This is a genomic window from Nocardia mangyaensis, assembly GCF_001886715.1.
GTDB classification, from domain to species: Bacteria; Actinomycetota; Actinomycetes; order Mycobacteriales; family Mycobacteriaceae; genus Nocardia; species Nocardia mangyaensis.
Map to the genome: position 1 here is coordinate 339,295 of NZ_CP018082.1, position 21,204 is coordinate 360,498.

22 protein-coding genes are annotated in these 21,204 nt (G+C 68.7%); 11 read left to right on the forward strand and 11 right to left on the reverse strand.

What is annotated here, in order from left to right:
- Positions 1–47: 47 nt before the first annotated feature.
- The gene (locus tag BOX37_RS34800) at positions 48–1,589 is read right to left on the reverse strand and encodes a DUF8017 domain-containing protein (protein WP_071925883.1); all 1,542 of its coding nucleotides are present in this window, start codon (positions 1,587–1,589) and stop codon (positions 48–50) included.
- A gap of 38 nt (positions 1,590–1,627) precedes the next feature.
- Complete coding sequence (locus BOX37_RS01515; RefSeq protein ID WP_071925884.1) at positions 1,628–2,590, reverse strand: metallophosphoesterase; 963 nt, start codon at positions 2,588–2,590, stop codon at positions 1,628–1,630.
- Positions 2,591–2,734: 144 nt separating this feature from the next.
- On the opposite strand from BOX37_RS01515, the gene BOX37_RS01520 reads away from it, so the two are divergent.
- Complete coding sequence (locus tag BOX37_RS01520) at positions 2,735–3,199, forward strand: GatB/YqeY domain-containing protein (protein ID WP_071925885.1); 465 nt, start codon at positions 2,735–2,737, stop codon at positions 3,197–3,199.
- A 52-nt stretch (positions 3,200–3,251) separates the two neighbouring features.
- On the opposite strand, the gene BOX37_RS01525 is transcribed toward BOX37_RS01520, so the two are convergent.
- Positions 3,252–5,627 carry a penicillin-binding protein gene (locus BOX37_RS01525; protein WP_071925886.1) on the reverse strand — a complete coding sequence of 792 codons (2,376 nt, stop codon included), beginning with the start codon at positions 5,625–5,627 and terminating at the stop codon, positions 3,252–3,254.
- Between the two features lie 373 nt (positions 5,628–6,000).
- On the opposite strand from BOX37_RS01525, the gene BOX37_RS01530 reads away from it, so the two are divergent.
- Positions 6,001–6,324, forward strand: coding sequence for a WhiB family transcriptional regulator (locus BOX37_RS01530; protein WP_019044565.1), 324 nt, complete (start codon positions 6,001–6,003; stop codon positions 6,322–6,324).
- A gap of 112 nt (positions 6,325–6,436) precedes the next feature.
- Here BOX37_RS01530 and bagB read toward each other — a convergent pair whose 3' ends face one another.
- On the reverse strand, positions 6,437–7,573 hold the full coding sequence (gene bagB / locus BOX37_RS01535) for an ATPase BagB (protein WP_071925887.1): 1,137 nt from the start codon (positions 7,571–7,573) through the stop codon (positions 6,437–6,439).
- Positions 7,570–8,607 (reverse strand): ATPase BagA, encoded by a 1,038-nt coding sequence (gene bagA, locus BOX37_RS01540; RefSeq protein WP_071925888.1) that lies wholly within the window; start codon positions 8,605–8,607, stop codon positions 7,570–7,572. The genes bagB and bagA overlap by 4 nt, the downstream gene beginning before the upstream one ends.
- 59 nt (positions 8,608–8,666) lie before the next feature.
- Between bagA and BOX37_RS33610 the strand changes: the two genes are divergently transcribed.
- Genes BOX37_RS33610 through BOX37_RS01555 form a run of 3 tightly spaced genes read left to right on the forward strand, consistent with a single transcriptional unit; the run spans position 8,667 to position 10,102 of the window.
- Entirely contained in the window at positions 8,667–8,828 is a 162-nt protein-coding gene (locus BOX37_RS33610) for a Sp36 family protein (protein WP_019044568.1), read from the forward strand.
- 2 nt (positions 8,829–8,830) lie between these two features.
- Complete coding sequence (locus BOX37_RS01550; RefSeq protein WP_071925889.1) at positions 8,831–9,304, forward strand: RidA family protein; 474 nt, start codon at positions 8,831–8,833, stop codon at positions 9,302–9,304.
- A 9-nt stretch (positions 9,305–9,313) separates the two neighbouring features.
- Positions 9,314–10,102 carry an MBL fold metallo-hydrolase gene (locus tag BOX37_RS01555; RefSeq protein WP_071925890.1) on the forward strand — a complete coding sequence of 263 codons (789 nt, stop codon included), beginning with the start codon at positions 9,314–9,316 and terminating at the stop codon, positions 10,100–10,102.
- Between the two features lie 182 nt (positions 10,103–10,284).
- On the opposite strand, the gene BOX37_RS01560 is transcribed toward BOX37_RS01555, so the two are convergent.
- Positions 10,285–10,959, reverse strand: coding sequence for a Crp/Fnr family transcriptional regulator (locus BOX37_RS01560; protein WP_040703546.1), 675 nt, complete (start codon positions 10,957–10,959; stop codon positions 10,285–10,287).
- Between the two features lie 166 nt (positions 10,960–11,125).
- Complete coding sequence (locus BOX37_RS01565) at positions 11,126–11,353, reverse strand: hypothetical protein (protein WP_084760551.1); 228 nt, start codon at positions 11,351–11,353, stop codon at positions 11,126–11,128.
- A gap of 182 nt (positions 11,354–11,535) precedes the next feature.
- Between BOX37_RS01565 and nth the strand changes: the two genes are divergently transcribed.
- From nth to BOX37_RS01585, 4 genes are all read left to right on the forward strand, one after another.
- The gene (nth, locus tag BOX37_RS01570) at positions 11,536–12,294 is read left to right on the forward strand and encodes an endonuclease III (RefSeq protein ID WP_071931095.1); all 759 of its coding nucleotides are present in this window, start codon (positions 11,536–11,538) and stop codon (positions 12,292–12,294) included.
- Positions 12,291–12,950 carry a TlpA family protein disulfide reductase gene (locus tag BOX37_RS01575; protein WP_156910230.1) on the forward strand — a complete coding sequence of 220 codons (660 nt, stop codon included), beginning with the start codon at positions 12,291–12,293 and terminating at the stop codon, positions 12,948–12,950. Before nth ends, BOX37_RS01575 begins: the two co-directional genes overlap by 4 nt.
- On the forward strand, positions 12,947–13,693 hold the full coding sequence (locus BOX37_RS01580) for an NUDIX hydrolase (protein ID WP_071925892.1): 747 nt from the start codon (positions 12,947–12,949) through the stop codon (positions 13,691–13,693). Before BOX37_RS01575 ends, BOX37_RS01580 begins: the two co-directional genes overlap by 4 nt.
- A 76-nt stretch (positions 13,694–13,769) precedes the next feature.
- Complete coding sequence (locus BOX37_RS01585) at positions 13,770–14,963, forward strand: MarP family serine protease (protein WP_071925893.1); 1,194 nt, start codon at positions 13,770–13,772, stop codon at positions 14,961–14,963.
- 141 nt (positions 14,964–15,104) lie between these two features.
- Here BOX37_RS01585 and BOX37_RS01590 read toward each other — a convergent pair whose 3' ends face one another.
- From BOX37_RS01590 to acs, 4 genes are all read right to left on the reverse strand, one after another.
- On the reverse strand, positions 15,105–16,091 hold the full coding sequence (locus BOX37_RS01590; protein WP_071925894.1) for an alpha/beta fold hydrolase: 987 nt from the start codon (positions 16,089–16,091) through the stop codon (positions 15,105–15,107).
- A 55-nt stretch (positions 16,092–16,146) separates the two neighbouring features.
- On the reverse strand, positions 16,147–16,635 hold the full coding sequence (locus BOX37_RS01595; RefSeq protein WP_071925895.1) for a phage holin family protein: 489 nt from the start codon (positions 16,633–16,635) through the stop codon (positions 16,147–16,149).
- On the reverse strand, positions 16,632–17,864 hold the full coding sequence (gene nhaA, locus BOX37_RS01600; RefSeq protein WP_071925896.1) for a Na+/H+ antiporter NhaA: 1,233 nt from the start codon (positions 17,862–17,864) through the stop codon (positions 16,632–16,634). Before nhaA ends, BOX37_RS01595 begins: the two co-directional genes overlap by 4 nt.
- Positions 17,865–18,012: 148 nt before the next feature.
- Positions 18,013–19,971, reverse strand: a complete 1,959-nt coding sequence (acs, locus tag BOX37_RS01605) for an acetate--CoA ligase (protein ID WP_071925897.1) — start codon at positions 19,969–19,971, stop codon at positions 18,013–18,015.
- A 209-nt stretch (positions 19,972–20,180) separates the two neighbouring features.
- On the opposite strand from acs, the gene BOX37_RS33615 reads away from it, so the two are divergent.
- Positions 20,181–20,345, forward strand: a complete 165-nt coding sequence (locus BOX37_RS33615; RefSeq protein ID WP_156910231.1) for a hypothetical protein — start codon at positions 20,181–20,183, stop codon at positions 20,343–20,345.
- 11 nt (positions 20,346–20,356) lie between these two features.
- Entirely contained in the window at positions 20,357–21,106 is a 750-nt protein-coding gene (locus BOX37_RS01610) for a Fic family protein (RefSeq protein ID WP_071925898.1), read from the forward strand.
- Positions 21,107–21,204: the final 98 nt, after the last annotated feature.

A 21,204-nucleotide genomic window follows, 5' to 3' on the forward strand; every position in this document is an offset into this window, starting at 1 on the left:
TTACAACGCGCGGATGTGAAACGTTAAATTGGCTGGTCAGTGCGGTGCTACAGGGCGCGGATGGAGCTGAAGATGCGCTTGGCGGTGGCGGCGTCGACGGCGTCGGGGACGCCGGTGTCGGCCACCATGACCATGACGAAGCTGCCGTCCTTGGCGCCCTTGAAGGCGTAGGTGTAGATGGAGTAGGTGGCGGCGCAGCCGGGCTCCGGGTCGGGGACGGTGCCGGTGGTCTCGGTGAACATCCCGCTGATCGTGCCGTCCATGGAGCGCAGCGGCTCGGCGGGCTGGGGGGTGCCAGTGGAGCCGCCGTAGGCCAGTGGCGCGGTCTTGGTGCCGAGTTCGGCGCCCGCCTCGGCGTGGTCGCTGAGCTTGGAACCGGTGAGCAGGGAGACCGTGCGGGTGGAACCGGGGCAGTAGTCGCGACCGTCGGAGGCATAGCCCTTGCCGATGACGGAGTCACCCGGTGGCTCGCCGAAACCACCGATGGTCGATTCGGTGGCGACGTTCCAGCTCGGCGGCACGTCGTAAGCGGCGCCGCGGTCGGGGGAGGCCACCACCTGGTAGCCCTCGATGAGCGGCTCCTGGCCGGCGGCGGCGCCGGTCGGCGTGGTCGTGGTCGCCGTCGGCGCGGACGTCGGTGACGGCGCCGGGGTGGTGCTCAAGGCACTCACCATTGACGGGGTGGCGCTCGCGCCGGCGGCGGTGTCCGGCGCGTCGTCGCTGCGGCTCACGGCGACCGCGGTGAGTGCGGTGCCACCGATCAGGACGGCGGCGATGCCCACCGCGACCCAGATCCCGGCCTTTCCACCGGATTTCGGTGGTCCCGGCGGGTACGCCTGACCGAAGGACTGCGCGCCGCCGTGTTCGAGCGCCGGAATCTCGCCGTACTGCTGGTGCGGTGGTTGCTGAGTGGGCGGCTGTTGCCAGGCGGGTGCGCCGAACATCGCCGGACTGGGCTGGCCCCACGGCTGGCCTGGATTCGGTTGTCCCGCTGCCGGATTCCACTGCTGGCCCGGATTCCACTGCGGCGGCGCGCCCCACGGCTGCTGGCCGCCTGCCCACTGCTGGTTCGGATCCGACTGCCCGGCAACCGGATTCGAACCGGGCCACTGCGCGGCCGGGTTGCGCAGTTGGGTCGGGTCGGCCTGGCCGGGTTGCCACGGCTGGCCTACCGGCGGATTCGTTCCCGGCCATGGTGCGGCGGGGCTGCGCAGCTGGGTCGGATCGGCCTGCTGGTCACCCGAGGGATTCGCCGTGGGCTGACGCAGCTGGGTGGGGTCCGCCTGCTGGGCGGCAGTGCGATGGTCCTGCGGTCCAGCGGGCGACCACGACGCCTGTGGCTGGTCGGGCGACCATTGCGTGGCGTCGGGCAAACCGGGCGGCGGACCCGACCCCTCCCAGCTCAGGCCCGGTGGCAGCCCGGCACCACCGGGCTGCCACACGGCCGTCGGGTCGGGTGCGTCCGGATTCTGCTGTCCCGCGGCGGAACCGTCCGGCGGACGCTGCCATGGGTCGTCGGGCTGGTTCGGCGCGCCGAATCCGCCGAACATGGTCGGGTCGTTGCGCCGGTCGTCGGATCCACTGCTCACGGTCGTCCCCTAGTGACTGAAAGTCGTTCGGGGCGACCTTAGCGGGCGACGGCCTGCGAGGTGGAAATGCCATGGCCGGTGTCGGCGGAGGGACGCTTGGGCGGTGCGCCGACCAGGGTCAGCAAGGTCGCCTCCGGGCGGCAGCAGAAGCGGTACGGCGCCCACGGCGAGGTGCCGATGCCCGCCGAGACGTGCAACTGAGTGTGCGCGCCCCATTGGGAGGCGCCCTTCACCCGGGACTTGTCGATGCCGCAATTGGTCACCAGCGCGCCGTAGCCCGGCACGACCAGCTGACCGCCATGGGTGTGCCCGGCCAGCACCAGGTCGTAGCCGTCCTCGGCGAACCGGTCGAGCACCCGCGGCTCGGGCGAGTGGGTCACGCCGATGCTCAGCTGTGCCAGCTGGTTCGGCGCGCCTGCCACGGTGTCGTAGCGATCGCGCTGCAGGTGCGGGTCGTCGACGCCTGCGCTGGCGATGCGGATACCAGCGACTTCGAGGTCGCGACGGGTGTGGGTCAGATCCAGCCAACCGCGCTCGGTGAACGCGGCGCGCAGATCTTTCCAGGGCAGCGGATCGCCGTACACGCGGCGATGATCTTTCTTGAAATACTTCAGCGGATTCTTCGGCACCGGCGCGAAATAATCGTTCGAACCGAACACGAACAAGCCGGGACGAGCCAGCAGCGCACCGAGGGATTGCACAACGGCGGGCACGGCCTTCTGATGCGAAAGATTGTCGCCGGTATTCACGACCAGGTCGGGTTCGAGCCGATCGAGTTCGCGCAGCCACTGCTGTTTGAGCTGCTGCCCCGGCATCATGTGTAGGTCGCTGATGTGCAGAATGCGCAGCGTGGGCGAGCCGGGCGCGAGCACCGGCATCGTCGCTTCGCGCAGGACGAACGCGTTCCGTTCGATCAGCGTGGCGTAGCCGATGCCTGCGGCGGCGGCCCCGGCGGCTCCCAACGCGGTTCGGCGGACAGCGGACGTCGAGATAACGGGCATTTGCCCAGCATAGGCGACCCCCTCCCGGATCGGCGCGTGTGTTTCCGCACAAAGGATACGAATTTCTCGGCGACCGGGCGCGAATTGGGCACTGCGATGAAAATGTGATGGGACTCCAGACGGCGAACAGCTACCGTGAGGCGCATGTCGGAACTGAAATCGCAGCTGCGTGCGGATATGACCGCCGCGTTGAAAGCCAAGGACACCCTGCGTCTGTCGACCTTGCGGATGGTGCTCGCCGCGATCCAGAACGCGGAGACCTCGGGAACGCAGGCGCACGATCTCTCCGACGCCGAAGTCGTCGCCGTGTTGCAGAAGGAAGCCAAGAAGCGCAACGAGGCCGCCGTCATCTACGAGCAGAACGGGCGTGGCGAACTGGCGGCGAACGAGCGCGCGGAGGAAGAGGTCATCGAGGACTACCTGCCCACCCAGCTGAGTGAGGCAGAGGTGGCCCAGGTGGCCGACACCGCGATCGCTCAGGTCGCCGAGGAGATCGGCGAACGGCCGGGGATGCGGCAGATGGGTCAGGTCATGAAGGCGGCGACCGCGATCGCCCAGGGCAAGGCCGACGGGTCGCGGCTCTCGGCCGCGGTCAAAGCCCGGCTCTGACCGATACGACGAAGGGCCGCCGTCGGATCGACGGCGGCCCTTCGTCGTGTGTTCAGCGTGGCACCGGAATGGGGATCGGTGGCAGTCGCGGAATCTGTGGCAGACCGGGGATCGCCGGCGGCGGGGCCGATGGCTCCGCCGGTGGGGTGGTGGGCGCGGGGACTCGGACGGTGCCGTCGCTGATGTAGATCGTGACGACCGAACCAGGAATGGCCGCGCCGTTGGGCGAACTGCCCATCACCGTGCCCTTGGGCTGGGACCCCGAACTGGTCACCGAGGTCACCTGGAAGCCGGCGCCGGTCAGGATCGAGGTGGCCTCGCCCTGCGACTTGCCCGCGACATCGGGAACCTGGGAGTTGTTCGCGCCGCGCACGTACTTGTCGTCGACCGGGGGCAGGCTCGGCGGCGGATAGTTGCCGAGCACGGGCATGATCGCGTTGAACCAGGTGCGCGCGGGCTCGTTACCGCCGAACAGGCTACCGCTGCCACAGCTGCGCAGCGGGAACGAGCAGATCTCGCCGGGGGTCGGGCTGTCGCCGTAGACGTAGACCGCCGAGGCGAGGCTGTTGGTGAAGCCGAGGAACGCCGAGGAGTAGTGCGCCTCGGTGGTTCCGGTCTTGCCCGACATCGGTGCCGACCAGCCCGCCGACTGGGCCGCGGCCGTCGCGGTGCCGCTGGTGTCGTCCTTGCTCATCGCGTTGGCGAGGGTGTTGGCCAGGCCGGGATCGACCACCTGCTCGCACGCCTGCTGGGTGAGCGGGACATTCTTGCCGTGCCGGTCGACGACCTCGTGGATCGGCGACGGCGGGCACCACTTGCCGCCCGAGGCCAGGGTGGCGGCCACGTTGGACAGCTCGAGCGCGTTGATCGCGAACGGGCCGAGGGTGAACGAGCCCATGTTGTTGTTCTTGATGTGCTCGGCCAGGCTGGCGTCGCCGTAGCCCGAGGTCTTCGGCCGGGTGTAGGACCGCATGCCGAGTCGCACCGACATGTCCACCGCGGCCTCGACGCCGACGTCCTGGATCATCTTGACGAAGGTGGTGTTGGGCGAGGTGGCCAGCGCGTCGGTCACCGACATCGATCCCGGATAGGCGCCCGCGTTCGAGACACACCAGGCGTCGGCGGGGCAGCCGGGCGAGTTCGAGTAACCCATGCCGCGCGCGGCGTAGGTGCCCGGCACGTCGAGCTGTGCGGCGATGCCGAGGCCCTTCTCCATCGCGGCGGCGGTGGTGAACAGCTTGAAGATCGAGCCGGCGCCGTGTCCGGCCATCATGTACGGCTGGCCGAGCAGGGTCTCGTTGGCGTCGCGATCGAGGCCGTAGGTGCGGCTCGACGCCATCGCGAGTACCGGGTGGGCGTCCTGGCCGGGGCCGATCACCGACATGACCTCGGCGATGTCGTCGAGGTTGGGATCGGCGAACTCGTTCACCGACCGCTTCACCGATGCCTGCAGGGCGGGGTCGAGGGTGGTCTTGATCAGGTAGCCGCCCTTGTCGACCTGCTCGCGGCTGATCCCGGCCTCGGCCAGATACTGCAGCGCGTAGTCGCAGAAGAAGCCCTTGTCGTCGGCGGCGATGCAGCCGCGCGGCAGGCCCTTGGGCTTGGGCAGCACGCCGAGCGGTTCCTCCTTGGCCTTGCGGAACTCCTCGGCGCGGTGCGGGATGTTCTGGATCAGGGTGTCGAGGACGGTGTTGCGCCGGTCGGTGACGCCCTTCTCGTTGGTGTAGGGGTTCAGCTTGGAGCTGGACTGCACCATGCCGGCCAGCATCGCCGACTGGGTCATCGTCAGCTCGGCCGCGTCGACGCCGAAGTAGGTCTGCGCGGCGTCCTGGATGCCATAGGAACTGTTGCCGAAGGGCACCAGATTCAGATAGCGGGTGAGGATCTCGTCCTTGCTGAGCTCGCGGTCGAGCGTGAGCGCCATCCGGATCTCGCGCAGCTTGCGGGCCGGGGTGGTCTCGATCGCGGCGCGGCGCTCGGCGTCGGTCTTGGCGACGACGAGCAGGTTGAAGTTCTTCACGTACTGCTGGTCGAGCGTGGACGCGCCCTGCTGCACTTCCCCGGAGGAGGTGTTGGTCAGGAACGCGCGCAGCGTGCCCTGCCAGTCGACGCCCTTGTGGTCGGCGAAGCGCTTGTCCTCGATGGACACGATCGCCAGCTTCATGTTGTTGGAGATGCGATCGCTCTCGACTTCGAAGCGTCGCTGCTCGTAGAGCCAGGCGATGGGCGCGCCACTCGCGTCGACCATGGTCGACACGGCGGGGACCGTGCCCTCCACCAGTTCGGCGGACACATTGTCGACGGCGTCGGCGGCTCGGTTGGAGATGAACCCGAAACCACCGGCCAGAGGGAACAACAACCCAGCGACGAGCACGGCGGCGAGCGCGCAGCTGCCAGCCAGTCTCCCGAGCGTGTGAGTGATCGGCACGAGCCCAGCCTAAAGGGTGGCGTGTCGGTGTTCACTGCTGTGCCGCTCGACGGGTGATGTCCGGTCGGTGCCAGGGGGGTTGCTCGGGCGTGTCAACAAAATGATCACATCGGCGTGTCGCGACCGGCCACGCCGGTGAACAGCGCGACTGCCCGTCTGATCGCGGATTTGAATGGACGGCCGTACCAAAAAATCGGGGGGCGGTCTTGCGCAAGCGCCATACCTTTACCTAGATTGAGAACCCAGTGTGATAGAGCTAACACTCAAAGTGGAATGTGGTGCGGACCGCAGCGGTAGTTGGGTTGCTGTGAATCCGTGCTCGCGATTCTGGAGCGCCGCACAACGGTGTTCGGACTGCAAAGGGGCACATCAAATGCACATCACAACCCCCATCGCTCGACTGGATGTAGAGCAGGCCGAGGCAAGGATCGCTTGGGTTGCCCAGGCGCGATGCAAAGAAGTGGACCCTGATCAGCTGTTCGTTCGCGGCGCGGCCCAGCGCAAGGCGGCAACCATCTGCCGTCACTGCCCGGTACTGATGCAGTGCGGCGCCGACGCGCTCGACAACCGGGTGGAGTTCGGCGTGTGGGGCGGGATGACCGAGCGACAGCGACGTGCCCTGCTCAAGCAGCATCCCGACGTGACGTCGTGGGCCGACTTCTTCCAGGCCCAGCGGCAGCATCAGGTGGCCATCTAGCAGTCGAGACCGGACCGTTATCACACACGGCGCCGAGACCGCGGGGTTTGCGGAATCGGCGCCGTCGGCCGGTGTTACGGGGTTGTGAGCTATAGCCGAATTGCCTGAATTGTCAGGCGGAGGCGGGTGGCTTGCCCGCCAGCTGGTCACCGACCGCGCGCAGGGCGTCGAGGTCGGAGACCTCGAACGGCAAGGCGGTGACGGAGACGATCGGCACCCGGGGATGTGCGCCGGTGAAGCGATGCAGCAGCCGCTGTTCGCGCTTGGCCGTCGCCACCCGCTCCGCGTGGATGCGCAGCACCGCGGCGGTGCGCGGATCGGAGTCGGCCAACTGGTCGGCCGCGGTCAGCGCGCGCTCACCGGACAGTCCCGACAGCGCGGGGTGCGTCCGGTTGAGTACCAGCCCGGCCAGCGGCATCTGCTCGGTGGAGAGCCGGTCGACGAAGAACGAGGCCTCCCGCAGCGCGTCCGGTTCGGGCGCGGCGACGACGAAGAAATGGGTGCCCGGCTTGGACAGCATCGCGAAGGTGCGTTCGGCGCGATCCTGGAATCCGCCGAACAGCGACTCCAGCGACTGCAGGAAGGTCGAGGCGTCCTTGAGCATCTGCCCGCCGACGATGGTCGAGACGCCACGCATCGCCAGGCTCATCGCGCCGGTCACGAACCGTCCGACACCGCGACCGGGCGCCATGATCAGCCGGATCATCTTGCCGTTGAGGAAGGTGCCGAGGCGTTTGGGGGCGTCGAGGAAGTCCAGCGCGTTGCGCGAGGGGGGCGTGTCGACGACGATCAGGTCCCACTCCTTGCGCGCGGCCAGCTGGCCGAGCTTCTCCATCGCCATGTACTCCTGCGTGCCGCCGAACGAGGACGCCACCGTCTGATAGATCGGGTTGGCGAAGATCTGCTCGGCCTTGTCGGGAGTGGTGTGTTCGAGCACCATGTCGTCGAAGGTGCGGCGCATGTTCAGCATCATGGCGTGCAGCTCGCCGGGGACCTCGGGACCCAGTTCCACCCGCTGCGGAGTGTTGTCCAGATCGGCGACACCCAGCGACTGGGCCAGCCTGCGGGCCGGGTCGATGGTCAGCACGACCACCTTGCGACCCGCTTCGGCGGCCCGTAGCGCGATCGAGGCCGCGGTGGTGGTCTTGCCGACACCGCCCGAACCGCAGCAGACGATGACCCTGGCCAACGGGTCGGCGATGATCTGCGAAACATCCAGCGCCGGCGGGGTGGTCACTTGCTCGCTCATCGCACTCCCTGCGCGGATAGCTGTTCGGCCAGTTCGTACAGGCCGCCGAGGTCCATGCCCTCGTTGAGCGCGGGCAACGACAACTGGGGGACATCGATGCGCGCCAGTTCGGCGGCGCTGGCGTCCTGGGCGGTCAGCGCAGTGGCGTGGTCGACAGCCTCGGCGATCAGGCCGTCGAAGTCCGGGTCGGGCAGGGTGATCCCGGCCTCGGCCAGGCTCGCGGCGATGGCGGTGGTGTCGAGGTCACCGGCCACGGCCGCCGCGCGATCTTCAGGGGTGAGTTGCCCGATGGCCGCCCGGTTGACGATCACCGTGCCGATCCGCAGATCGTTGGCGGTGAGCTCGGCGATCGCGTCCGCGGTCTCCTGCACCGGCAGCGCCTCGAGCAGCGTCACCAGGTGGATCATCGTCTGATCCGAGTGCAGCAGCTTGGACACGCCCTCGGCCTGCGAGGCGATCGGGCCGCCCTTGGCGATCTCGGCCATGGCCTGGGTGACGTCGAGGAAGCCGGCGATCCGGCCGGTCGGCGGCGCGTCGACGACGATGTCGTCGAAGGCGGGCTTGCCGTCCTTGCCGGCGCGCACCACGCATTCCTTGATCTTGCCGGTGAGGATCACATCCCGCAGGCCCGGCGCGATGGTGGTGACGAACTCGATGGCGCCCATCCGGCGCATCGCCCGGCCCGCGAAGCCGAGGTTGTAGAACATGTCGAGGTATTCCAGGAAGGCGTGCTCGATGTCGAGGGCCAGCGCCATCACCTCGCCGCCGCCGTCGGCGGTCGCGATGCGCGTCTCGGTGGGTGGCAGCGGCGGCCGGTCGAACAACTGCGCGATGGACTGGCGGCTCTCCACTTCGACCAGCAGCACCTTGCGACCACCCGCGGCGAGCGAGAGGGCCAGCGCCGCCGAAACGGTCGACTTTCCGGTGCCTCCCTTGCCGGTCACGTAGTGCAAGCGGGCCTTGGCCGCGCGCTGTGGCCATCCGGTCGACGGTTCCGGAACCGACGAAACCGGCTCTGCTGTTGGTGCTCCCACGTGGCCGAGCCTATAACCCGTTTCGCTCCGATGTTCGGGGTGCGCCCTAAACTCACCCCATGAGTGAAGTCACCCTGTGGGAGTACGCGACCGTGCCGCTGTTGACGCACGCGACTAAGCAGATCCTCGATCAGTGGGGCGCCGACGGCTGGGAGCTGGTCACGGTGCTGCCCGGTCCGACCGGCGAGCAGCACGTCGCCTACCTGAAGCGGCAGAAGTAGCCGTGGCCACCGCGTGGAAGGACGCGCTCGACCGGTTGGGCGTCACCTTGCCGCCGGTCGCCGCCCCGGTCGCGGCCTATATTCCGGCCGCGCGGACCGGTTCGCTGGTGTATACCTCCGGTCAGCTGCCCTTCGTCGATGGTGAGTTGTCGGCGGTCGGCAAGGTCGGCGCGGAGGTCGACCTGGACACGGCCAAGGAGGCCGCGCGGCTATGCGCGCTCAACGCGCTGGCCGCGGTGCACGACCTGGTCGGACTCGACCAGGTGGTCCGGGTCGTGAAGGTCGTCGGGTTCGTCGCCTCCGCGCCGGGATTCTCCGATCAGCCGATTGTGATCAACGGCGCATCGGAATTCCTGGGCGAGGTGTTCGGCGAGGCGGGCGTCCACGCGCGCTCGGCGGTGGGTGTCTCGGAGCTGCCGAAGAACACGCCCGTCGAGGTGGAATTGATCGTCGAATTGGACCAAGCAGTCGGATAGGCAGCCGTCATGGCACTGGAACATCCCGCGTACGGCCAGGTCAGGCAGGTCACGGCGACGGCGGCGGTGCTACTGGCCGACAATCCGTCGCAGATGACGCTGGACGGCACCAACACCTGGCTGTTGCGCGATCCCGGCAGCGACTCCTACGTCGTGGTCGATCCGGGTCCGAAGGACAAGAAGCACGTCGCCGCGATCGTCGCGGCGACCGGCGGGCGGATCGCGCTGACGCTGATCACCCACCACCATCACGATCACACCGGCGGTATCGATCACCTGGTGAAGGCCACCGGGACGCCGGTGCGGTCGGTCGATCCGGCCTACCTGCGCGGCGAGGTGACCCCGCTGGTCGACGGCGAGGTCATCGAGGCGGCGGGTGTGCCGATCACGGTGCTGGCCACCCCCGGCCACACCACCGATTCGGTGAGCTTCCTGCTCGACGACGCGGTGCTCACCGGTGACACGGTGCTCGGCGTCGGCACCACGGTGCTCGAATCGGCGCCCGGCGCGCTGGCCGCGTTCCTCGCGTCCTTGGAAACGCTGCGTGAGCTCGGTGCGGGCAAGGCACTGCTGCCCGCGCACGGTCCCGATCACCCCGACCTCGCGCCGGTCGCCGAGTACTACCTGGCGCACCGCCGGGAGCGGCTCGACCAGGTGCGGGCCGCGCTGGTCGAATTGGGCCCCGACGCCGGGGCTTTCGCGGTGGTCCGCAAGGTGTACGCCGATGTGGACAAGCGGTTGTGGCCCGCGGCGCGCAGTTCGGTGCAGGCACAGCTGGAGTACCTGCGGGCCGAGTAGGGGCCTGAGCATCAGCTGGGCGACCTCCGTGCGGTGTGCACGGAGGTCGCCCAGCTGCGTCATGACCAGCTTCTGGTACGACGACGGCACGCCGGAACCACCCTGGTGCGGACGAGGCCCTCTCCTACGGAGCCGCACCGGTGGTCCCGGCGTGCCGAGACGTCGACGTACGTACTACGCGATCAACGAGCGCGGCGGGCCAGACGCTCGGAGTCCGAGATCAGCACGCTCTTGCCCTCGAGACGCAGCCACCCGCGATGGGCGAAATCGGCGAGCGCCTTGTTGACGGTTTCCCGGGAAGCGCCGACCAGCTGGGCGATCTCCTCCTGGGTCAGGTCGTGGGTCACGCGCAGCGCGCCCGCTTCCTGGGTGCCGAAACGCTGTGCGAGCTGCAGCAGCGCCTTGGCGACGCGACCCGGCACGTCGGTGAAGATCAGGTCGGCGAGGTTGTTGTTGGTGCGGCGAAGGCGTCGGGCCAGTACGCGCAGCAGCTGCTCGGCGATCTCGGGCCGCTGATCGATCCACGACTTGAGTGCGTCGCGGTCCATCGTCACCGCGCGGACCTCGGTGACCGTGGTGGCGGTCGAGGTACGCGGGCCGGGGTCGAAGATCGACAGTTCACCGAACATGTCGGACGGACCCATGATGGTCAGCAGGTTTTCCCGGCCGTCGGGTGAGCGACGACCGATCTTCACCTTGCCCGTCGTGATGATGTACAGCCGATCGCCGGGTTCGCCCTCGTTGAAGATGACGTGGCCGCGCGGAAAATCTACGGGCTGCAGCTGCTTGGCGAGCGCGGCCACCGCGGTGGGCTCGACGCCTTGGAAGATGCCTGCTCTGGCGAGGGCCTCGTCCACGAATGTGCTCCTTATGGGGATATGGCTTGCGAACCGGCCGAGCGAATCGACCAACAGCGCAGTCTACGCGGCATCTCGGCGGCACAGTGACAGACACCACGTAAAGAGTGGATTGCGCGATCTGCGCACACTGTGAACGGGCGGTGCGCCCGAGGCGAAATGTTGGTCAGCTGGCCCGCGCCACGTCCAGGTCGTCGGCGCGTGAGCGGCGCTTGCGCACCCGCGCCACCGCGGCGGGCAGGCCGAGCTTCGTCAGCTCTTTCACTTCGGCGTTGCTGGCGTTGTCCAGGTACTGCTGAACCTCTTCGTCGGGTTCGAGAAGCTTACGGAGCCGATTCTCGACCCGCTCCATCCCCAGCGCGAACAGCATCAACAGCACTGGGAAGAGCACCACAGCGAGTCCTTGCATGACAGGCAGTAAACACGGTCCAGGTCTCAGATGGAACACAGCGGGCAAACTGACCGGCCAAGCTTGTCGGGGCGGTTCCGTATGGTGGACAGGTGCCCGTTTCTCCCGCTACCGCAGCCACCGGCGATGCCGATTCGGCCGCGGAAACGCCCGCACGGCCCACCGGAATCTCCGCCGCGCGCAAGCGCAAGAACCGCGCGCTAGCGGCGGAAACGCGGATCGGACTGGTCCGCAGGGCGCGCCGGATGAACCGCACGCTCGGCGAAGCCTTCCCCGGCGCGCACTGCGAGCTCGACTTCACAACGCCGCTCGAGTTGGCCGTCGCGACGATCCTGTCCGCCCAGTGCACCGACGTCCGCGTGAACCTCACCACTCCCGCGTTGTTCGCCAGGTATCCCAGCGCGCGCGCCTACGCCGAGGCCAACCGTGCCGAGCTGGAGGAATACATCAGGCCCACCGGGTTCTACCGGAACAAGACCAGTTCGCTGATCGGGCTCGGTCAGGCTCTCGAGACGCAGTACGACGGTGAGTTGCCTCACACGATGGCGGAATTGGTCAAGCTTCCCGGCATCGGACGCAAGACTGCGAATGTCATCCTCGGGAATGCCTTCGATGTGCCGGGTATCACGGTCGACACGCACTTCGGCCGCCTGGTGCGCCGCTGGAAGTGGACCGGGGAAGAGGATCCGGTCAAGGTCGAACACGCGGTCGGCGAGCTGATCGAGCGCAAGGAGTGGACGATGCTCTCGCATCGGGTGATCTTTCATGGTCGCCGGGTGTGTCATGCGCGCAAACCGGCATGCGGTGCCTGCGTGCTCGCCAATGATTGCCCGTCCTTCGGTACCGGCCCGACCGATCCTGCCGTCGCGGCCACGCTGGTGAAGGGTCCTGAGCGCGAGCATCTGCTGGACATGGTCGGCCTGTGAGCGAACCTGCCCCATCGCCGCTGCGGCGGCCCGCACTGCGCTGGGCGCTCGCCGCGCTGATTCTCGTCACAGCCGCCGCGGTGGCGCTGTGGCCGCGTGGCGGTTCCGACACCGCCGCGCCGATGACGCCGCCCTCATCTCAGCCCACGGGCGTGTCGGCGCAGGAACGCGCGGCGGCCGGACTGGACCCGTGTCCCGTCCCGGCGCCCGATGTCCAAGGTGCCGGTCCGCTGGCCGGGCTGACCCTCGACTGCCTGGCCGACGGGTCGTCCGGCGATCTCGCCGCCGCCCTGGCGGGCAAACCCGCGCTGCTCAATCTGTGGGCCTACTGGTGTGGCCCCTGTGCCGTGGAACTGCCGCACCTGCAGGAATTCGCTCAGCACGCCGGCTCGGAACTCACCGTGTTGACCGTACACAGCGATCCCGACGAGGCGAAGGCGCTGGCGCGGCTGAGTGGTCTCGACATCACCCTGCCCGGTGTCTCTGACCCGCAGGCGAGCGTGCGTACCGCGGTCGGCGCCCCCGCGGTGCTGCCGATCTCGGTGCTGGTGCGGGCCGACGGTTCGATCGCGAGCGTCGAAGTGCGTACCTTCACCGACGTGGCCGACATCGCCGACACGGTGGCGGACAAGCTCGGAGTTCGGATCGCGGTATGACGAAGGGTGCGGATGTGCGTGGTGTAGCGGGACTGGACGATTCCGGCCTGCCGTCCTGGTTGCGTCCCGCGATCAGAACCGGCGGCCCCGACGCCGCCGACACCCTCGCCACCTCCCGCGCGCTGCGCCGGGCCATGTCGATCACCGGGAAGCCGCGCCAGGCCGCCGTCCTCGTGCTGTTCGGTGGTTCACCCGAACCCGACCCCGGCGCGCCGGGTGGCCTACCCGCCGACGCCGAGGTGCTGCTGACCCAACGGGCATCGACGATGCGTCAGCACGGCGGCCAGATCGCCTTCCCCGGCGGCGCCGAGGACCCCGGCGACGACGGCCCGGTCGGTACCGCGCTGCGTGAGGCCGTCGAGGAGACCGGCCTCGACCCCGCCGGCGTCCAACCTTTCGCGGCGCTGCCGAAGCTGTTCGTGCCGCCGTCGAAGTTCGACGTGACCCCGATCCTCGGCTATTGGCGGGAGCCGAGCGCGGTCCGCGTGGTCGACCTGGGCGAGACCGAACGTGTCGTCTGTGTACCGCTGACCGAATTGCTCGATCCGGCACACAGATTCATGGTGCGTGGCAGTCTCGGCTACCAGAGCCCCGCGTTCCAGGTCGACGGCATGCTGGTGTGGGGACTCACCGGCGGTATCCTCGCCGGCATCATCAAAACAGCTGGGTGGGAACGAGACTGGGATCGGGGCGACGTGCGTGACTTGGAGAGTTCGCTGGCTGCGGTCGGAATGACCCTGTGAGCGAGCGTAGCGAGCGGCAAATCGACACAGCCGCCATCGCGGTCATACTGGAGCCGAGCGCCGGCGAGGCGCAAGGATGAGCGCGTCGGCATGGCTCGATATCGCGGTGGTGCTGATCGCGCTGGTCGCGGCGTCCACCGGCTGGCGCCAGGGCGCGGTGGCCTCGGCGCTGGCGTTCTTCGGGGTCGCGCTCGGCGCGGTCGCCGGCATTCTGATCGCGCCGCACATCCTCCAGCACCTCAGTGAGGGCCGCAGCCGGGTACTGGGCGGCATCCTGCTGATCGTGCTGCTGGTGATCATCGGCGAGGTCGCGGGCATGGTGCTCGGCCGGGCCGCGCGGTCGGGCATGCGCCATCCCGTGGCGCGTGGGGTCGACAGTGTGGTGGGCGCGGTGCTGCAGGCGGCGACCGTGCTGGTCGCGGCCTGGCTGCTGGCGTTGCCGCTGGCCACCGCGTCGCAGCCGGGTGTCGCGGCCGCCATCAACGGGTCGCGGGTACTCGCCGACGTCAACGCGGTGGCGCCGAGCTGGCTGCGCAAGCTGCCCAACGAGTTCTCCAAGCTGCTCAACACCTCCGGGCTGCCGGATGTCATCGGGCCGTTCGGCCGGGCGCCGATCGCCGCGGTGGAACCGCCCGACCCGAGCGTGCTCGCCAGCCCCGTCGCGGTCTCACTGCAACAGAGTGTGCTGCGCATCCGCGGTACCGCCCCCAGTTGCCAGCGGGCGCTGGAGGGCTCGGGCTTCGTCGTCGCGCCCGAGCGCGTGATGACCAACGCGCACGTCGTCGCGGGGACCCAGAGCGTGTCGGTCGATACGGCGCGCGGCGCGCTCGAGGCGAGCGTGGTGCTGTTCGACCCATCCAAGGACATCGCGGTGCTCGCGGTGCCGGGTCTGACGGCGCCCGTCATCCCGCGGGCGCCGCAGCCCGCCGGTTCGGGGGAGAGCGCGATCGTGCTCGGCTATCCGGGTGGCGGGCCGTACACGGCCAGTGCGGCGCGGGTACGCGAGACGCTGGATCTCACCGGGCCGACCATCCATCGTGACGGCACTGTCGAGCGTGAGGTGTACACGGTGCGCGGTCAGGTTCGGGCGGGTAATTCCGGTGGACCGCTCGTCGACACCGAGGGGCAGTTGCTCGGTGTGGTGTTCGGCGCGGCGGTGACCGATGACGACACGGGGTATGTGCTGACGCTCGATGAGGTCGGTGGTGAGCTGGCGTCGGCGCCTGGTGTGAGTACGCCGGTGGATACGGGTGCGTGCGTTCTGAGCTGAGTTCCGCTTTCGCTGGTTCGCTCTCGTTCTGCCTGGTAGTGCGTGGTCGGTGGCGGGTTTAGGCGTTGGTGTGTGGTTCGGGACTGCGTGGGCGGTTCTCGAGTGTTGATGTGGCTGGGAGCGCGGGAGGTGGTTGCTGGCTCAGGGGGAGACGAGGTCGTCTTTCGGGGAGCCGTTGACGCCGTTCTGTTCGCGCCAGCGGGTGGTGAGGACTTCGTTGACCCGGATGGGGTTTTCCTGGTGGGCGTAGTGGCCTGCGTCGGGGATGGTCACCAGGGTGCGGTGGGGGGACAGGCGGGCGCCGCGGCGGACGGTGGCGGGCAGGAGGTAGGGGTCCTGCTCGCCGCGCAGGGCCAGCACGGGGATGTCGATGGGGGTGCGCATGGTGGCCATGAAGCGTTTGCCGTCGGGGCGCCACTGGCTGCGGAAAGCCCAGCGCTGGTATTCGAGGGCGCTGTGGGCGGCGCCGGGGATGCGGATGGCCTCGCGCATCCTGGCCGCGGTCTCGGTGAATTCGGCGCTACGTGACCAGGATTTGCCGACACGGGCGCGCAGTAGCCGCTCCACTTCGGCGCCGTTGTCGCGGGTGAGCAGGTTCTCGGGGTAGCGCGGCAGCTGGTAGCGCAGGAAATCGGGGAGCCAGGTGGCGCGCTGGGCGGAGTCGCGCAGGACGGCGCGTTTGAGCGCGGCCGGATGGGGCGAGCTCACCAGGGCGATCGAACGGACCAGCCGGGGATGCAGCACCGCGGTCGCCCAGCAGACCAGTCCGCCGTCGGCATGGCCGACCAGGGTGGCCTCGGTGTGGCCGAGGGCGCGGATGAGGCCGGCGATGTCACCGGCGAGGGTCCAGCCGTCGTAGCCGCGCGGCGGCTTGTCGGAATCGCCGTAGCCGCGCAGGTCCACGGCGACGGTGCGATAGCCGTGGTCGGCCAGCCCGGTCAGCTGGTGCCGCCACGACCACCAGAAGTCGGCGAAACCGTGCAGCAGCAGCACCAGTGGCGCGTCGGAGCGCTCCGGCGTGTCGGCTTCGACGACGTGGAAACGGATCCCGTTGGCGTGCACATCCCGGTGGGTCCACGGTCCGCCGTAGCGGACGCTGGAGGGATCCGGGAATGAGTTGGACGACACGCCGATCGAGCCTAGTGGGCGGGACCGGCCGTGGCGACCGGGCCCACCCGGCGCGTCATCGACTGCTCGACTTCTCCAGCGACGGCGTGTGCTCGCGATGGGCCAGCGCCTGCGGCAGCACCTCCGCGGTCTGTTTGAGCGAGTCGATCGTCTTCTCCGGCGCGCGGACCTTCTTGACCTTGCGGTACCCGAGGAAGGCGAGCAGCGCGGTTGTCAGCACCATCAGCGCGAACACGATCAGGAACGCGGCCCAGCGGTCGAGCCACACGGCGATCAGTTCGGCGAGGAAGAAGAAAAAGAAGAACGAGCTGAACAGCAGCACCGTCAGGGCCAGAACGAAGAACACACTGCCGGTGAGACCCTTGCGGATCTCGCCGGTGACCTCGGCCTTGGCCAGTGCCACCTCGGCGCGCACCAGCGTCGACATCTGCTCGGTCGCGTCGCGGACGAGGCTGCCGACGCTGGCGGATCCGGGCGGATTCGCGTCGGTCAACGGGATGGAAGTGACCGTGCGACCGTCATTTCCGCCTTGGGTGTAACTCAACTTCGTCGACCCTTCTCTGTCCGTTTGTGCTCGTCCGCATCGCGGCGCGCCTGGTGCACACGTCCTCGGCGCAACAGTAGCGCCGATCCGATCAGCGACGCAGCCATGGAGGTCACCAGGACCGCGGCCTTCGCCAGATCCATGGCGTCGGTACCGACCTCGGTCAGCGCGAGTTCCGCCACAAGCAGGCTAACGGTGAACCCGATCGCGCCGAGTACCGACAGGGCGAACATGTCGCGATTCCCGAGTCCGGCGGGGCGTTTCACCCAGCCGAGCCGGATCATCAACCAACTGACTCCGAAGATTCCGATCACCTTGCCGAACAGCAGTCCGCAGATGATCGCCAGCGACAACCGGTCGGTGAACAGCGAACCGAAGACCGCGCTGTTGAGCGGTACGCCGGAGGCGAACAGCGCGAACAGCGGTACACAGAACCCGGCCGAGATCGGCTGTACGACATGCTCGAGGTGGGTGGCGGGGGCGGTTCGCTCGCCCGGATCGGTGCGCACCCTGGTGAGCAGACCGAGCGCGACACCGGCCAGCGTCGGATGAATGCCCGCCTCGTGCAGCGCGTACCAGCACACCAGCGCGACCGGGAGGTAGAACAGCGGCGTGTGCAGACGTCGCCGCTGTGCCAGCGCCCAGGCCGCGCAGCAGGCCAGTGCCACGCCCAGCCACAGCATCGACAGCGTGGCGGTGAACAGCACCGCGATCACGACGATGGCGAGCAGATCGTCGACCACGGCCAGACTCAACAGGAACACCCGGGCGCTGGGCGGAATCCGCGAACCGGTCATGGCGAGCACCGCGAGTGCGAAGGCGATATCGGTGGCGACGGGGATGGCCCAGCCCCGGTCCATGCCGGGCACGCCGTAGCCGATCGTGAACGCGATCAGCGCCGGGACGATGACGCCCCCGACCGCCGCGATGACCGGCAGCGCGGCCCGCTTCGGATCGGCGAGCTCGCCGACGGCGAACTCGCGTTTGAGCTCGAGCCCGGCGACGAAGAAGAAGACCGCGAGCAGCCCGTCCTTGGTCCAGTCGGCCAGCGTGAGATCCAGGTGCAGGGCGGGGATACTCAGCTGGGTGTCGACCATCGTCTGATAGCTCGCGCCCCACGGCGAGTTCACCCAGATCAGGGCGACCGCGGCGGCGATGAGCAGCAGCGCGCCGCCGACGGTCTCGGTACGGAGATATCGGGTGAGTTCGGAGCGAACACGGGTGATCAAAAGGCAGGCCTCTCGGCAGGGGTCGACAACGCCGTGAGCATGGCCCGACCAGCGGGTTCACGCTCGCATGTCGACCAGACTTCCCGGCACACCGAGGTCGACTCTAGCGGGGACGGCCGGGATCACCGGTCATCCCCGTGCCCGCGACTCAGTTGTTCGCGCTACGGATCGCCTCGAAGACTCCCGGATCGACCAGCGTGGAAGTGTCGCCGAGCTCGCGCCCTTCGGCGACGTCACGCAGCAGCCTGCGCATGATCTTGCCGCTGCGTGTCTTGGGCAGCTCCGGCACGATGTGGATCTCTCGCGGCTTGGCGATCGGACTGATCTGCTTGGAGACCTCGGCCTTCAGTTCGTCGACCAGACCCGGTCCCGCGTTCGGCGCCGCCTCGCCGGTGAGGATCACGAACGCGGCGATGGCCTGACCGGTGGTGTCGTCGGTCGCGCCGACCACCGCCGCCTCGGCCACGGCCGGATGTCCGACGAGGGCGGATTCGACCTCGGCGGTGGAGATGCGGTGCCCGGAGATGTTCATGACGTCGTCGACGCGACCGAGCACCCAGAGATCGCCGTCGGCGTCGAGCTTGGCGCCGTCACCGGCGAAGTACCAGCCCTGCTCGGCGTAGCGCTCCCAGTAGGTGGTCCGGTAGCGGTCCATGTCGCCCCAGATCCCGCGCAGCATCGACGGCCACGGCTTGTCCAGCACCAGATAGCCGTTGGCCTCGGTCTCGCCGAGCTGCACCGGTTTGCCCTCGTCGTCGACGACCTTCGCCGAGATCCCGGGCAGCGGGCGCATGGCCGCGCCTGGCTTGGCCGCGGTGACGCCGGGCAGCGGCGAGATCATGATGGCGCCGGTTTCGGTCTGCCACCAGGTGTCCACGATGGGGGTCTGGTTGGCTCCGATGACGTCGCGGTACCAGCGCCAGGCTTCGGGGTTGATGGGTTCGCCGACGGATCCGAGTAGGCGTAGTGAGCTCAGGTTGTGGGTGTCGGGGATGTCGCGTCCCCATTTCATGAAGGTGCGGATCAGGGTGGGTGCGGTGTAGTAGATGGTGACGCCGTATTTTTCGATGATCTCGAAGTGGCGGTGTTCGTTGGGTGAGTTGGGGGTGCCTTCGTAGACGACTTGGGTGGTGCGGTTGGCGAGTGGTCCGTAGACGATGTAGCTGTGTCCGGTGACCCAGCCGATGTCGGCGGTGCACCAGTAGATGTCTTGGCCTGGTTTGTGGTCGAAGACGTTGTGGTGGGTGTAGGCGGTTTGGGTGAGGTAGCCGCCGGTGGTGTGCAGGATTCCCTTGGGTTTTCCGGTGGTGCCGGAGGTGTAGAGGATGAACAAGGGATGCTCGGCGGGGAAGGGTTGTGCTTCGTGGGAAGGCGAAGCGAGGGAGACGGTTTCGTGCCACCACAGGTCACGCCCGTCGGTCCACGGCACCTCGGTATCGACCCGGCGCACCACCAGCACGTGCTCCACCGACGACGGCACATCACCCTTGGCGGCGAGCGCCTCGTCCACGGCCTCCTTGAGCGGTGCGGGCTTGCCGCGCCGCCACTGGCCGTCGGTGGTGATGATCAGGCGGGCCTGCGCGTCGTCGACCCGCTGGCGCAGCGCGCTCGGCGAGAAACCGGCGAACACCACCGAGTGTGTCAGCCCGAGCCGTGCACAGGCCAGCATCGCCACGACGGCCTCGGGCACCATCGGCATGTAGATGGCGACCCGGTCGCGCGCCTCGAGCCCGAGTTCGGTCAGATAGTTCGCCGCGCGGGAGACCTCTTCGAGCAGTTCGCGATAGGTGATCGCGCGCGAATCGCCGGGCTCGCCTTCCCAGTGGAGGGCGATCTGGTCGCCGTGCCCATCGATGACGTGGCGATCCACGCAGTTGTAGGCGACATTGAGCTCGCCGTCGCCGAACCAGCGCGCGACCGGGGCCGCCGACCAGTCCAGTACCTCGGAGAAGGGTTTGTGCCAGTGCAGGCGGTTGGCCTGCTCGGCCCAGAAGCCGCCCCGGTCGGTCTCGCCGCGGTCGTAGAGGGCGGCGCCCGCATTGGCGGCGGCGGCGAACTCCGTGCTCGGCGGATACGAGTCCTGATGTCCTGCAGCGGTTTCGGTCATGTCGATTCAGCCTCACATGCCTGGTGCGGTCGGGTCGGTCGCGCGGGCGCAGCCCCGCGTCTTCGACAGTAGTCAACACCGCTGGGCCTCGTGGCTGTTGTCTCGGTGAGGTTTCGCGGGGTGGCCGCTTCGCACTGGAATCGCTGGTCGCGGGCGTATCGTTGAGTGGTGCGAAGTCGTGCGGCAGGTATCGCGGGGAGGGGACGTCGATGGATCGGATCGATGCGGAGCGGGCGGCCGAACTGGAATCGCGGCGGCGCCGGGCGCACACGCCCGCGGCGAAGCGACTCGCCGAGATGTTGTGGCCGGATCGGACCTGGCCGCGAGTGCGCGGGTTGCATGTGGCCGTCGGCTTCGGGGTAGGCGGCCGGTAGCCTCGTACTTCGTGACTGATCCGCTCCAGCCCCTGGTCGACCTGCCCGGCGTGCGCGAGGCCGCCGACAAGGCCCGCGATGCGCTCGCCGCGGTGCACCGGCACAAGTCGAACCGGCGCGGCTGGGCGACCACGGCTGCCGAGGCGGCTGTGCGCGCCGCGCGGTCCTCTGCCGCCATCGAGGGCGCGAGCACCGATCTGCCCGCCGACGGTCAGGTCAGCGATCCGGTGCTCGCGGGTGCTCTGCGTGTCGGCCAGGCGCTCGACGGTGACGCCCTCAACAACCTCGTCGGCACCTGGCGCCGAGCCCCCCTGCAGGCATTGGCCCGGCTGCACCTGCTCGCCGCCGCCGACCTGGTCGCCGATCAGCAGGAACTCGGTCGCCCGCGCTCGTCGCCGGGTGTGGCCGAGCGCCTCGACCTGCTCGCCCAGACCGTACAGACCAGCAAGGCCCCCGCCCCGGTGATCGCCGCGATCGTGCACGGCGAGCTGTTGACGCTTCGCCCCTTCGGTACCGCCGACGGCGTCGTCGCGCGCGGTGCCTCGCGGCTGGTCGCGGTGGCGAGCGGGCTGGATCCGCACAGCCTCGGCGTGCCGGAAGTGTTCTGGCTGCGACGCCAACAGGCCTACCTCGACGCAGCGGCCGGGTTCGGCGCCGGCACGGCGGAGGGAGTCGGCGGCTGGGTGCTGTTCTGCGCGGGCGCGCTGGAAGACGGAGCCCGCGAGGCGAACTCGATCGCCGACGCCGCCGCCGCGGGCTAGGTCTCCCTGCACATCGAAACGGGCGGCGTAGCCGACTACTCGACCGCACCGCCCGCTAGCACGGAACACCCGGTTACCAAGCGTGCTGAGGTGGGTTG